Below are 11,777 nucleotides of genomic sequence, written 5' to 3'. Positions count from 1 at the left end.
CCACCGCACCGGTGCGTGAGCCCTCCAAGGCGCCGCCGACGCTCAACGACCCGGACGCCCCCGACCCGCGCCGCGTGGAGGTGGTGGAGCCGGTGGTGGAGGCCTCCTCCGGCCGCATCGACGCGGAGGACCTGCGCCTGGCCGTCCAGTCGGTGACTCCGCTCGTGCAGCAATGTTTCCAGGACGCCGCACAACGCAACCGGGGCACACAGGAAGTGAAGCTGCGCTTCACCGTGGAGGGCGAGGGCTCCGAGGGAAGGATGAACCGGGGCGTGCTCGTCTCCAGCACCATCCCGGACCCCATGGTGCAGGCGTGCGTGCTGGACTCGCTCCTGGACGCGCGCTTCCCGGCGCCCCACCTGGGCGGGTCCGCGACGGTGCTCTACCCATTCCGTTTCACCGTGCCCGGGGACGCTGGCCCGTGAGGTCGGGTTGCGCGTAAGGTTCAGCCCCCTTCGCCCCCCGCGCATGCCCGTCACCGTCGAACAGCTCGCGCCTTCCCACTCGGACGCCCTGCGCGCGCTCCTGGCGAAGGATCCCGTCCACAACCTCTACCTGCTGGGGTTGCTGGAGGAGTTCGGCATCGCGGCGCCAGAGCGCCAGGCGGCCTTCTCCTTCCACGGCCGCTTCGACAGCGGCGTGCTCACCGCGGCGGTCTTCGTGGGCGGCGAGGGCGGGCTCGTGGTGCCCAGCGCCAGCGACGCCAGCGCCACCGGCGTCATCGCGGACGCGCTCGCGGCCAGCCTCAAGCTGCGCGCCACCGTGGGGGACAAGGCCTCCGTGGACGCGCTGGTGAGGAGCCTCTGCGAAGGCAAGCCGCGCCTGTCCCGCACCCAGCGGCTGTTCAGCGTCTCCGCGGACGACCTGGGCCCCTTCACCAACCCCACCCTGCGCCTGGCCCGCGAGGAGGATGTACCCCGCCTGCTGCCATTGGCGCAGGGCTACGTGCGCGAAATCCTGGAGCGCGACCCGCTGGCGGAGGACCCCACCCACTACGAGGCCCGCGTCCTCCAGCGCGTGCGCCAGCGCCGCACCTACGTGCTGGAGGAGGGCGGCGAGCTGGTGTTCAAGGTGGACATCGGCTGCCGCTCGCAGTTCGGCGCGGAGCTGGAGGGCATGTACACGCCCCCGTCCCGCCGCCGCCAGGGCCACGCCACGCTGTGCCTGGGACAGATTTCCCGGCACCTGCTGTCCTCGCTGCCCCGGCTGGCCCTGCGCGTCGACGAGCGCGACGAGAGCACCGCCCGCATCGCGCGCAAGGTGGGCTACCACGCCGGCCGCACCCAGCGGCTCGTGCTGGTGGAGTAGCCCCCGGGGCAACACAGGCAACACCCGCCGGTTGCTCCCGGAACAACACGGATTGCCATAAAGACACGTAAACAACTGGAAACACGCCAGCCCGGATGAGGGCATGGCGCTTGCTCCCTGGTGGTGCGGCGCGCGCGTTCGCGAGCCCGGCGGCCCCAATCACCGCCGCATCCCACGGGAGCAGTTCAATGAAGGCTTTCCAGACGTTGGCGAAGGTGTGCGCGTTCGGTGTGGTGGCGTTGAGCGCGGGGACCGCGGCCGCGTGGCAGTACTACCCGGGCGCCGCGTTCAAGGCCGCCTATGCGTCCGACGCGGCGTGCTTCAGCGTGTACAGCTTCTCCGCGCTGACCAACACCTGTACGACCCATCGGCTGGCGATCGCCACGGTGCCCATGTGGACGGTCGGCTACCACCCGACGACGGTGCAGATCTACGGCAACAACAGCTCGTGCGAGACGACCACGGTCAACGGCGTGGGCAACGGCGCGAACCTGGGCGCCCCCACGTACACGGTGGCCGGCCCCATGACGTGGCAGACCCTCAACACGGGCGACCGCTACGTGTGGGAGGACTTCGCCATCGTCTTCCGCTGCAACCTGCAGCCGAACGGAATCCTCGGTGGCTTCACCATCGACTGACGCACGGCGCCTGACTTCCGCCGGGTGACGTGCCCGGCGGAGAAGACGCGGTCCCGATGCAGGGGCCGCGCGAAGGCTTCACATTCCTCCCCTTCGCGTGGCCCGTTCCTACTCCTTCCCTCTCCGTGAGCGCCCCATGTCCTCCCGGCTCCAGACCGTCCTCGCCCTCACCAACACGGCCGCCATCGCCGGCGTGCTGCTTGCGTTCGTGAGCCATCAGCATTCGTCCGAACAGGAGCTGGAGGAGCTGAGGGCCCAGGTGCGCAAGAGCGCGGTGAGCACCGACGCGAACCTGGCCGAGCGCCGCGCCGCCGCGGAGACCGCGATGCGGCTGTGGGCGACGCAGGCCGCGCAGCCCTCCACTTCGCGCGCGCAGGCCCCGGCCCGGATGCAGTCCCCCGAAGCCACGGAGGAGGACGGCGCGGAGGCTCCAGACGAAGTGCCTCCGCCGCCGCCCATGCGCCCACCGCCGCCGTCCTTCGAACAGTCGCGCACGCGCGTGATGACCGCCTTCGCCGAGGAGCCGGTGGACAGCGGCTGGAGCGGCCGGGCCACGCAGACGCTGAACGAAGCGCTGCGCCAGCACCTGCCCTCCGGCTCACGCGTGAAGGCGCTGGACTGCCGCGCCACGCTCTGCCGCGTGGAGCTGGTGCACCGGAGCGCGGCCGACAACGCGCCCTTCCTGATGAACGGCCTGCGCGCCTGGCCGGGCTCCATCTTCGTGGCGAACGAAGCCCAGGAGGGCGCGGACTACGTCGTCACCCTCATCGCCGCGAAGGAAGGCACGCGCCCGCCGCTGTAGCCCGGCCGCGCCCGCGTGCGCGGTGGGCGGCCCCCCACCCCACGCGGGCGCGGCCGGCACGTGCCGGAAGGAAGCCGGCCCGGGCCGCCTCCGCGACACCGCGCGCCGCCGGCACTTCCCAGCAAGGAAGCAGGCCCGGACCACCGCGTGCGACTCAAGCGCGCACGGCGCCCGGCGGATGCCCTACAGTCCGCCCGCGATGAGCAGCCGCCCCACACCCTCCCGCCGTCCCCTCTCCGGAGCGGGCCCCGTCATCCTCCACGCGCCCACCGACCCCGGCTGGCTGCCGCTGGCGCTCGCCCACTTCGACGCGGTGCTGGTGGACCACGCCCACTGCGAGAAGAAGGCCGCCGCCAACGCGCTGTCCATGCTCCAGGCCTACCCGGACCTGCCGGGCCTGCCGTCGCAGATGGCCCGCCTGGCCCGCGAGGAGAGCGCCCACCTGGCGCGCGTGCTGGACCTGATGGCCGCGCGCGGCCTCACGCTCACCAAGGACGCGGGGGACCCGTACGCACAGGGGCTCCAGAAGCACGTGCGCACGCCCGCCCTGGAGCGGCGCGTGGACCGCCTGCTCGTCGCCGCCATCATCGAGGCTCGCTCGTGCGAGCGGCTGTCCCTGCTCGCGGAGGGGCTCACCGACCCGGCGCTCGCCCGCTTCTACGGGGAGCTGGCTCAGTCCGAGGACGGCCACCAGTCCCTCTTCCACCGGCTGGCCGTCACCGCGTCCAACGGCGACGAGGCCGCCGTGGACGCGCGCCTGCAACACCTCCTCGCGCAGGAGTCGCGCGTGCTCGCGGACGTGGGGCTGCGCGCCGCCATCCACTAAAACGGCCACACCGCGGGCACGGCGAAGACGAGGAACACCACCAGCACCGCGGTCAGCGGCGTGCCCAGCCGGAAGAAGTCCGTGAAGCGGTAGTGCCCGGGCCCGTAGACGAGCACGCAGCTGGGCTCCAGCGGGGTGATGAACGAACAGCTCGCCGCCAGCGTGATGCCCATGGCGAAGGGGCGCACGTCCACGCCCAGCTGCGTCGCCGCGTTGAGCGCCACCGGCAGCACCACCAGCGCCGCGGCCTGGTTGCTCATGGGCGCGGACAGCACGATGGTCAGCACCATCAACAGCGCCAATACCGCGCGGGGCCCGCCATACTCGCCCAGCCGGGCCACGTGGTCGCCGATGAACTTCCCCGCGCCGCTCACCTCCATGGCCAGCCCCAGCGCCATCATGGCGCCGATGAGCAGCACCACCCGCCAGTCCACGCGGAACGCGGTGCGCGCGTCCACGCAGCCGGTGGCGATCATCAGCAGCATGCCGGTGAGCCCCGCCAGCGACAGCGGCACCAGGCCCAGCGAGCCCACGCCCAGCGAGCCCAGGAAGATGATGATGGCGAGCAGCGCCTTCGCGTAGCGCGGCGGCTCGTATTCGTGGCCCTCCAGCACCATCAGCGTATGGCCCGGCGCCAGCTCCGCCACCTTCTGACGCGGGCCGCGCAAGAGCAGCACGTCCCCCACGGACAGGGGCAGCGTGGACAGCGAGTGCTCCTCCCGGGCGCGCCCCAGCAGCTGCAGCTTCGTGAGCCGCTGGATGCCGGGCCGGCGGTGCAGCCCCAGCGCCACCAGCCCGAAGCGCTCCACGAACAGCGTCTCCCTCAGGCTGCGCCCCACCAGCGCACTGCCGGGAGGCACGCCCACCTCCGCGAGCATCGACTCCGGCCCCTCCAGCTCCGCGTCCGACAGCCGCACGTCCGGCCGCAGCGCCAGGCCCCGCAGGTCCTTCACCCGCAGGATGTCCTCGCGCCGGCCCTCCACCAGCAGCCGCTCCTGGCCCGTCAGCACGTACGCCGGCTTCGCGGAGAGCGTCTCGCCGCCCAGCACCACGCCAATCACGCGCAGGCCCAGCCCTTCCGTGAGCTCCGCCAGGGGCTTGCCCACGTAGGTTGAATCCCCGGGCACCACGGCCTCCGTGAGGTACTCGCGCAGCACGAAGCCCTCCGTGCCCGGCTTGCCCTCGCGCGCGGGCAACAGCCGCCGCCCCAGCAGCACCACCACCGCGATGCCTATCAGCACCACCGGCAGCCCCACCGGCGCCAGCTCCGCCACGCCGATGGGCGCCATCCCCTGCCGCTTCAGCGCCGCGGAGATCACCAGGTTCGTGGACGTGCCGAACAGGAGCACCGTGCCGCCCAGCATGGACGCGTACGCCAGCGGCAGCAGCACCTTGCTGCGCGGCACCTTCGCCCGCTGCGCCGCGCCAATGGCCACCGGCAGGAAGGCCGCCGTCGTCACCGTGTTGGAGATGAACGAGGAGAACGCCGCCACCACGCCCATCATCGCCAGCACGAACGCCTGATGGCCGAAGCGCGCGAAGAACGCCATCCGCTGCCCGACCATCTGCACCACGCCCGTGGCGGCGAGCCCCTGCGTCATCGCCAGCAGCGTGAAGATGAAGATGACCGTGTCGTTGCTGAAGCCCTCGAAGGCCTGCGCTGGCGTCAGCACCCCGGACAGGGCCAGCAGACACACCACCACCAGCGAGGTGAACTCGATGGGGATGGCATCCACGGAAAAGAGGACCAACGCGACAACGATGACGGCCAGGACGATGGCGATGGACATGATGGGTGGGCGCTCGCACCCTCAACCTGGGCACGGCGCGGTGCGCTGCCAGAGCGTGCCGCACCGCGCCGTTTTCTGATGGGCGACCGGGCGCTGATAAGTGGAATTAGGCCAGAGCGGTCGAAAGTCCGGTTGACTGCCGGACGTCGGTTGATTTTGGGGCCCCGGTCCAGAAGGTTTGGTGTTTCTTCCGAGAGATACCCCGAGGAGATCCCCATGGCTTCGACGCAAGCGGCAGCCGCCACCGAGCAGGCGCCCACGAAGAACCCCACCCTGCTGGCCTGGGTGGCCAAGATGGCTGCGATGACCCAGCCGGACCGCATCGTCTGGTGTGACGGCTCGGAGGCGGAGAAGCAGCGCCTCACCGAGCAGGCCGTGAAGGACGGCACGCTCATCCCGCTCAACCCCAAGACGCGGCCGGGCTGCTATCTGCACCGCTCCAACCCCAACGACGTGGCGCGCGTCGAGCACCTCACGTTCATCTGTACGCCCAACAAGACGGACGCGGGCCCCACCAACAACTGGATGGAGCCGGAGGCCGCGTACACGAAGCTTTCCCAGCTGTTCGAAGGCTGCATGAAGGGCCGCACCATGTACGTGGTGCCCTACGCCATGGGCCCGCTGGGCGGCCCCTCCACGAAGATTGGCGTGGAGCTGACGGACAGCGACTACGTGGTGCTCAACATGCGGATCATGACCCGCATGGGGAAGGCCGCGCTGGACATGCTGGGCGACAGCGACGACTTCAACCGCGGCCTGCACTCCACGGGCGACGTGAACCCGGACCGCCGCTACATCTGCCACTTCCCCCAGGACAACACCATCTGGAGCTTCGGCTCCGGCTATGGCGGCAACGTGCTGCTGGGCAAGAAGTGCCTCGCGCTGCGCATCGGCAGCTACCTGGGCCGCGAGGAGGGCTGGCTGGCCGAGCACATGCTCATCCTGGGCGTCACCTCCCCCAAGGGTGAGACGACCTACATCGCCGCCGCCTTCCCGTCCGCGTGCGGCAAGACGAACTTCGCCATGATGATCCCGCCCAAGGAGTACGCGGGCTGGAAGATCGAGACCGTCGGCGACGACATCGCCTGGATGCGCCCCGGTCCGGATGGCCGCCTGTACGCCATCAACCCGGAGGCCGGCTACTTCGGCGTGGTGCCGGGCACCAACTACAAGACCAACCCCAACGCCATGGAGACCATCTCCAAGGACACGCTCTTCACGAACGTGGCGCTCACGCCCGACGGCGACGTCTGGTGGGAGGGCAAGGACGGCGAGGTCCCCGAGGAGCTCATCGACTGGCAGGGCAAGCCCTGGAAGAAGGGCAGCACGGAGAAGGCGGCGCACCCGAACAGCCGCTTCACCGCGCCCATGAGCAACAACCCGGTGCTGTCCGCCAAGGCGAACGACCCCCAGGGCGTTCCCATCAGCGCCATCATCTTCGGCGGCCGCCGCTCCAACACGGTCCCGCTGGTGCTCCAGGCCTTCAACTGGACCCACGGCGTGTTCCTGGGCGCCACCATGGGCTCCGAGACGACGGCGGCGGCCACCGGCAAGGTGGGCGTCGTGCGCCGCGACCCCATGGCCATGCTGCCCTTCTGCGGCTACCACATGGGCGACTACCTCCAGCACTGGCTGGACATGCAGAAGTCCATCCCGCAGCTGCCGAAGATCTTCCAGGTCAACTGGTTCCGCCAGGACAAGAACGGCAAGTTCATCTGGCCGGGCTTCGGCGAGAACATGCGCGTGCTCGAGTGGATCGTGAACCGCGTCCAGGGCCGCGTCCCCACGCAGGAGACGCTGCTGGGCTGGGTGCCGCGCCAGGACCAGGGCCTCAACCTCAACGGCCTGGACCTGCCCGCGGAGGCCCTCCAGGAGGCCACCTCCATCAAGGAGGACGAGTGGAAGACCGAGCTCAAGAGCCAGGAGGTCTTCTTCGAGCAGCTGGGCACCAAGGCCCCCGAGGCCCTGATGCTCCAGCGCAAGCTGCTCATCGCGCGCCTGGACGGCTGATCGCCGTCTGACGCCTGGGTAGCCCGTCCGGGGCTGCTTCCTCCCCTGTCGCGACAGGGGTGGGGGTGGCCCCGGCGCTTTTTCAGGGGGCCAGTGCTTCGACGGCCGGAATGTTCGGCGCTAGGCTCCCCGCCCCATGAGACTGGTTTTCGTGTTGTCGCTGGCGCTTGCGCTTTCGCCGGGGTCCGCCCTGGCGCAGCGGGGTGGCTCCAAGGTCAACGTCCAGGCCCTGTTGAAGGAGGGCAAACGCCTCTACGAAGCGCAGAAGTACCGCGAGGCGGCGGAGGTGCTGAAGCAGGCCAACGAGGCGCAGCCGCACCCGCGGCTCGTCTACAACATCGCCGTGGCGCTGGAGTACGCGGGCGAGCCCCGCGAGGCGATGAGCTTCTACCGGCAGTACGTCACGTCCTCCAGCGAGGACACCGACCCCGGTCTGCTGAAGAACAGCAACCGCGCCATCGACCGGCTGCGGGTGCAGCTGGACCGTGAGGACCAGGCGAAGGCGGTGGCGGACGCGGACCGGAAGCGCCTGGAAGCGGAGGCGGACGCCGCGCGGCAGAAGGCGGACGAGGAGCAGGCCGCGGCGCGGCGCGCGGAGGAGGAGAGCGAGCGCCAGCGGCAGGCGGAGATCAACCGGGCCATCAAGTCCTACCGCAACCAGCGCATCGCGGCGTTCGCCACGGGCGGCGTGGCGGTGGTGGGCGTGGGCGTGGGCGTGCTGTTCGGGCTGCAGGCGCGCGACCAGCGCGAGCAGTTCGACAACGCCGGCACGCTCGCGGACAAGCAGCGGCTGTCGGACAGCACCAAGAGCAAGGCGCTGCTCGCGGACATCGGTTTCGGCGTGGGGCTCGCGGGAGCCATCACCGCCATCATCCTGTATCCCAAGGAAGGCCCTCCCGCGCAGGGCGAGGTCCGCGTGACGCTCGCGCCGCGTGGCGCCGGGGTCGGCATGGAAGGGCGTTTCTGATGCGCGCACTGGGAATGATGACGTTGGGCATGGCGCTGCTGTCGTCCGGGTGCAGCTTCACCACGGCGGGCGGCCTGTCCGAATGCACGACGAGCAGTGACTGCGGCAGCAACAGCGTCTGTACGTCGGGCTTCTGCCTGCCGCAGCCCGCGGGGTGCGACCAGGTGGTGGGCGCCACGTCCGCGGCGAACCCCATCGTGCTGGGCGCGGCGCTGCCGCTCACCAACGCGAGCGGCAACGCGGAGATTGAACAGCAGCGCTTCAACGGGCTGAAGCTGGCGCTGGATGAGGTGAACCAGGCGCAGGGCGTGGGCGGCCGGCAGTTCATCATGTACGTCTGCGACACCGGGGCGGACTCGAACCGGGCGGTGACGCAGGCCACCTGGATGGTGAACGACAAGGGCGCGGTGGCGATGTTCAGCGCGGGCAGCGCGCAGACGCTCGCCATCCATGAAGTCACCACGCCCAAGAACGTGCTCTTGATGAGCCATACGGCCACGAGCTCCGCGTTCACCACGCTGTCGGACAAGAACGGCGGCAGCGTGGGGCTGGTCTGGCGCACCACGCCCTCGGACGTGCTCCAGGGCCGCGTCATCGCGAACGTGCTCCAGGGCGTCACGCCCATCAACGACCCGGGCGTGACGTTCACCCCTCCGGCCAAGGTGGGCGTGGCGTACGTCTCTGACTCGTACGGCACCGGCCTGTTCGACGCCATCCAGAACCGCATCCCCAACAAGGACAACGTCGCGGGCGCGCAGTACAGCCGCAACGAGGCCGTGAGCGGCGCGGTGAACCGGCTGAAGCTCTTCAAGCCGGACATGACGGTGCTGGCGGGCTTCCCCGAGGACAACTCGCGCCTGTTGCTGGAGGCCATGGCCGGGGGTGTGTCCATGGCCAATGGCAACCGCTGGTTCCTCACCGACGCCAGCAAGGACCGCACCCTGCTGACCTCCCGCAAGGAGGTCGAGACGGAGCTCGCGGGCACGTACGGCACGGCCCCGGCTTCCGCTCGGCCCAACGACCCCACCTACAAGCTCTTCGCGGACCGCTTCATCACGGCCTACGGCACCGACCCCGGGCAGTACTCCTTCACCGCGCACGCGTACGACGCCGTGTACCTCGTGGCGCTGGGCGCGGCGTACGCGGTGGGCAACGACTCCAACAACCCGCAGCCGATTACCGGCCCGCGCATCGCGGAGGGGCTCACGAAGCTGACGCTCCCTTCTGGCCAGACGACGCCCAGCTTCCCCCTGGGCTCCACGCAGTTCACCGCGGCGCGCGAGGCGTTGCGTGCGGGCGCGGTCATCGACGTCAAGGGCGCCAGCGGCGAGCTGAACTTCAACAACGAGACGGGCGAGGCGCCCTCCCCCTACGAGCTGTTCAAGGTCACGGGCACCACCTTCAAGACGGTGCAGCTCATCGACCCGCCGGTGGACTGAGCACGCGCACCAGCGGCACCAGTGCGGCGGTGAAGACCTCGGGCGTCGGCAAGAGCGACAGCACGAGGTACGCACCGCCGCCGAAGTCGTAGAAGTACCCCGGCTGCACGCGCACCCCCTCCTCCAGGAGCCGCAGACAGGTGGCTTCTTCTCCGGGGTGATGAGGGATGCGCAGCACCGCGCTCCAGCCGCCGTGCGCGGGCACCACGTCCCACGCGGCGTCCTCCGGGCGCGCCTGAATCAAGCGCTCCCGGTTGCCCTTCACCCGCTCCAGCAGCGCCTCCTGGAAGCGCGGCGCGTGGGCCAGCAGCGCGGGGAGCGCGAGTTGCACGGGCGTGGCCACGGACAGCGCCGCGTCCGCCACGTCCTCCAGCCGGGCCAGCGCCTCGTCGCGTGCGTGCGCGGGGCCGCCCACGTGCATCCACGCCAGCTTGAGGCCGGGCAGGCCCGCCACCTTCGACAGGCCGGAGAGCGAGAACGTCAGGCACGGCAGCGGCCGCCCCGCCACGCTCGTCACGCGCCCCGCCTCCGCGTCCCAGGCGAAGTCGGAGAACACCTCGTCGCTGATCAACGCCAGGCCATGGCGCGCGCATACGTCCGCGAGCGCGTGCAGCTCCCCGTCATGGAGGAAGTGGCCGGTGGGGTTGCCGGGGTTCACCACCACCACCGCGCGAGTGCGCGCATCGACGGCCGCCTCCACCTGTCCCGCGTCCAGCCCGAAGCCGTGCACGCCAGGAAGGCGGTAGGGGCGCGCGTGCACGCCCTCCAGGCGCGCCAGGACGTCCACCAGGGGGTAGCCAGGCGCGGGGACGAGGACGGTGTCCCCCGGGTCGCACAGGAGCTTGAGGAGCCAGCCGTAGGCTTCGCTGGTGCTGGCGCTGAGCACGACGTGCGCGGCGTCCACGGGCGCGCCCCGCTGGCACAGGTGCGCGGCCACGGCCTCGCGCGCGGACGGCAGGCCGAAGGGCTCCGGCGCGTAGAGGAAGGGGTCGGGGATGGCCCCCAGGTCCACGTCCGGCGAGGGCAGCCCCACGCGGGTGGGGTTCGTCTCCGCGAGGTCCAGGAGGGGCAGCCCGCGCGCGTGGCGCTCGGCGACGGCCTGGGACAGCGGATTGGGAGTGCGCGGGAAGGCGGTGCGGAGCGAGAAGCGGCTCACAGCCCCGTCTGGAGCATGGCGCTGGCCACGCGGCGGATCAGCTCGCGGCGCAGCTCCAGGCGGCAGTGCTCGATGGCCTTCTCATGCGGCCGGGGCAGCTCCGGGTTGCGGGTGCGGATCGCGGTGCGCAGGACCAGCTCGACCTTCGTCGGCTCAATCTGGAACAACCGCGGACCGTCTTTCTGGAGGAAGTAGGACAGCCCGCGCTGTTCGATGAGCTTCTGGAAGAAGCGTCGGACGTCCGCGAGGAGCGTGATGTCGATGATGTCCGCCATTCGTGACGGCTTTCTCGCGCGGAAAAAACGGGCCGTCCAGATCACGGCCACCACCACGCGAAAACTTGCGCGACCTGTAGCACACGCCTTTCCGCCGAACGCGGCGGAGGCCGATTTATCGGGCCCGCGCGCGTTCCGGCACCAGCGGCGCCAGCGCGCGCCGGAACGCCAGCCGACGCTTTCTTGCATCCTCCACGAACGGTACCGGACCCAGCACCTCCACCCCGTGGCGGGCCTCCAGGTAGCGCCGGTTGTCCCGCTCCGCCAGGTCGCGTCCGGGCACCCCGCGCGACAGCACCACCGCGCGCACGGACACCTTGCGCGCCGCCAGCGCCTCCAGCGACAGCGCCACGTGGTTGAGCGTGCCCAGCCCCGCGCGCGCCACCAGCACCACCGGCAGGCGGAAGGCCTGGATGAGGTCCACCACGTCGCGCTTGGAGTCCACCGGCGTCACGCTCCGCTACGTCGAGCAGGGCCGCCAGGACGGGCCCGTCGTCGTCTTCCTGCACGGCTATACGGACTCGCACCACACCTGGGACCTGGACCTGCCGCGCTTCCCGCGCGAC

11 protein-coding genes and 1 pseudogene are annotated in these 11,777 nt (G+C 70.7%); 8 read left to right on the top strand and 4 right to left on the bottom strand.

The features are described 5' to 3' along the window. The 5 genes from D7W81_RS34715 to D7W81_RS34695 form a co-directional block, all read left to right on the top strand. A partial coding sequence (locus D7W81_RS34715) for an AgmX/PglI C-terminal domain-containing protein (RefSeq protein ID WP_244227640.1) occupies positions 1 to 425 on the top strand: 425 nt, incomplete at its 5' end. Positions 426 to 468: 43 nt separating this feature from the next. Further along, positions 469 to 1,308, top strand: a complete 840-nt coding sequence (locus tag D7W81_RS34710; RefSeq protein ID WP_120559676.1) for a GNAT family N-acetyltransferase — start codon at positions 469 to 471, stop codon at positions 1,306 to 1,308. 188 nt (positions 1,309 to 1,496) lie between these two features. Next, a complete protein-coding gene (locus tag D7W81_RS34705; protein WP_120559675.1) occupies positions 1,497 to 1,946 on the top strand; it encodes a hypothetical protein in 450 nt (149 codons plus the stop codon). A 136-nt stretch (positions 1,947 to 2,082) separates the two neighbouring features. Then, complete coding sequence (locus D7W81_RS34700; RefSeq protein WP_120559674.1) at positions 2,083 to 2,748, top strand: hypothetical protein; 666 nt, start codon at positions 2,083 to 2,085, stop codon at positions 2,746 to 2,748. A gap of 199 nt (positions 2,749 to 2,947) precedes the next feature. After that, positions 2,948 to 3,574, top strand: coding sequence for a MiaE family protein (locus D7W81_RS34695; RefSeq protein ID WP_120559673.1), 627 nt, complete (start codon positions 2,948 to 2,950; stop codon positions 3,572 to 3,574). Here D7W81_RS34695 and D7W81_RS34690 read toward each other — a convergent pair. Then, entirely contained in the window at positions 3,571 to 5,364 is a 1,794-nt protein-coding gene (locus tag D7W81_RS34690; protein ID WP_120559672.1) for an SLC13 family permease, read from the bottom strand. The two genes, D7W81_RS34695 and D7W81_RS34690, sit on opposite strands and share 4 nt — an antisense overlap. Positions 5,365 to 5,580: 216 nt before the next feature. Here D7W81_RS34690 and D7W81_RS34685 point away from each other — a divergent pair, with 216 nt between their 5' ends. The 3 genes from D7W81_RS34685 to D7W81_RS34675 all read left to right on the top strand — a co-directional run bounded on the left by D7W81_RS34685 (position 5,581) and on the right by D7W81_RS34675 (position 9,780). Next, the gene (locus tag D7W81_RS34685) at positions 5,581 to 7,374 is read left to right on the top strand and encodes a phosphoenolpyruvate carboxykinase (GTP) (RefSeq protein WP_120559671.1); all 1,794 of its coding nucleotides are present in this window, start codon (positions 5,581 to 5,583) and stop codon (positions 7,372 to 7,374) included. Positions 7,375 to 7,510: 136 nt separating this feature from the next. Next, a complete protein-coding gene (locus D7W81_RS34680) occupies positions 7,511 to 8,341 on the top strand; it encodes a tetratricopeptide repeat protein (RefSeq protein ID WP_120559670.1) in 831 nt (276 codons plus the stop codon). After that, the gene (locus D7W81_RS34675) at positions 8,341 to 9,780 is read left to right on the top strand and encodes an ABC transporter substrate-binding protein (RefSeq protein ID WP_120559669.1); all 1,440 of its coding nucleotides are present in this window, start codon (positions 8,341 to 8,343) and stop codon (positions 9,778 to 9,780) included. The genes D7W81_RS34680 and D7W81_RS34675 overlap by 1 nt, the downstream gene beginning before the upstream one ends. Here D7W81_RS34675 and D7W81_RS34670 read toward each other — a convergent pair. The 3 genes and pseudogenes from D7W81_RS34670 to bioD form a co-directional block, all read right to left on the bottom strand. Next, positions 9,758 to 10,936 carry a pyridoxal phosphate-dependent aminotransferase gene (locus tag D7W81_RS34670; RefSeq protein WP_120559668.1) on the bottom strand — a complete coding sequence of 393 codons (1,179 nt, stop codon included), beginning with the start codon at positions 10,934 to 10,936 and terminating at the stop codon, positions 9,758 to 9,760. The genes D7W81_RS34675 and D7W81_RS34670 overlap by 23 nt on opposite strands. After that, positions 10,933 to 11,211 carry a hypothetical protein gene (locus D7W81_RS34665; protein ID WP_120552248.1) on the bottom strand — a complete coding sequence of 93 codons (279 nt, stop codon included), beginning with the start codon at positions 11,209 to 11,211 and terminating at the stop codon, positions 10,933 to 10,935. The genes D7W81_RS34670 and D7W81_RS34665 overlap by 4 nt, the downstream gene beginning before the upstream one ends. A 115-nt stretch (positions 11,212 to 11,326) precedes the next feature. Continuing rightward, a pseudogene (bioD, locus tag D7W81_RS34660) lies at positions 11,327 to 11,659 on the bottom strand (ATP-dependent dethiobiotin synthetase BioD); the annotation flags it as partial. Positions 11,660 to 11,777 lie beyond the last annotated feature (118 nt).

Source organism: Corallococcus aberystwythensis (genome assembly GCF_003612165.1).
Classification (GTDB): Bacteria; Myxococcota; Myxococcia; order Myxococcales; family Myxococcaceae; genus Corallococcus; species Corallococcus aberystwythensis.
Note: the sequence above shows the minus strand (reverse complement) of the source record. Positions and strands in the feature narration are given on the sequence as shown.

Bases quoted from the DNA above. Each gene is read 5' to 3' on its own strand.
- D7W81_RS34710 (WP_120559676.1), top strand. From the start codon at position 469: ATGCCCGTCACCGTCGAACAGCTCGCGCCTTCCCACTCGGACGCCCTG.
- D7W81_RS34705 (WP_120559675.1), top strand. From the start codon at position 1,497: ATGAAGGCTTTCCAGACGTTGGCGAAGGTGTGCGCGTTCGGTGTGGTG.
- D7W81_RS34700 (WP_120559674.1), top strand. From the start codon at position 2,083: ATGTCCTCCCGGCTCCAGACCGTCCTCGCCCTCACCAACACGGCCGCC.
- D7W81_RS34695 (WP_120559673.1), top strand. From the start codon at position 2,948: ATGAGCAGCCGCCCCACACCCTCCCGCCGTCCCCTCTCCGGAGCGGGC.
- D7W81_RS34690 (WP_120559672.1), bottom strand. From the start codon at position 5,364: ATGTCCATCGCCATCGTCCTGGCCGTCATCGTTGTCGCGTTGGTCCTC.
- D7W81_RS34685 (WP_120559671.1), top strand. From the start codon at position 5,581: ATGGCTTCGACGCAAGCGGCAGCCGCCACCGAGCAGGCGCCCACGAAG.
- D7W81_RS34680 (WP_120559670.1), top strand. From the start codon at position 7,511: ATGAGACTGGTTTTCGTGTTGTCGCTGGCGCTTGCGCTTTCGCCGGGG.
- D7W81_RS34675 (WP_120559669.1), top strand. From the start codon at position 8,341: ATGCGCGCACTGGGAATGATGACGTTGGGCATGGCGCTGCTGTCGTCC.
- D7W81_RS34665 (WP_120552248.1), bottom strand. From the start codon at position 11,211: ATGGCGGACATCATCGACATCACGCTCCTCGCGGACGTCCGACGCTTC.